This is a genomic window from Bacillus cereus group sp. BfR-BA-01524 (assembly GCF_022662595.1).
Taxonomy (GTDB): Bacteria; Bacillota; Bacilli; order Bacillales; family Bacillaceae_G; genus Bacillus_A; species Bacillus_A thuringiensis_S.
Window position 1 is genome coordinate 1 of record NZ_JAKUDW010000449.1, and the last position, 223, is coordinate 223.

Sequence of the window (223 nt, forward strand, 5' to 3'; positions counted from 1 at the left end):
TCAATTCAAGAGGGGGAGTTTGTTGGTATTATGGGGCCTTCTGGTTCTGGTAAAACAACATTATTAAATGTAATTTCAACGTTAGACACAGCAACGGGCGGCGTTGTTCAACTTGCAGGAACGGATATTACGAAAATGAAGCAAGGTGAACTTTCTGATTTCCGTTCACAAAAGTTAGGGTTCATTTTCCAAGACTTTAATTTATTAGAGAACTTATCTATTT

At 37.2% G+C, this 223-nt stretch carries 1 protein-coding gene; it reads left to right on the forward strand.

Translation table 11 applies throughout. The annotated features are described in order from the left end of the window. Nucleotides 1-223: ATP-binding cassette domain-containing protein (locus tag MR170_RS31835; protein ID WP_242310779.1), on the forward strand; the 223-nt coding region annotated here is incomplete at both ends.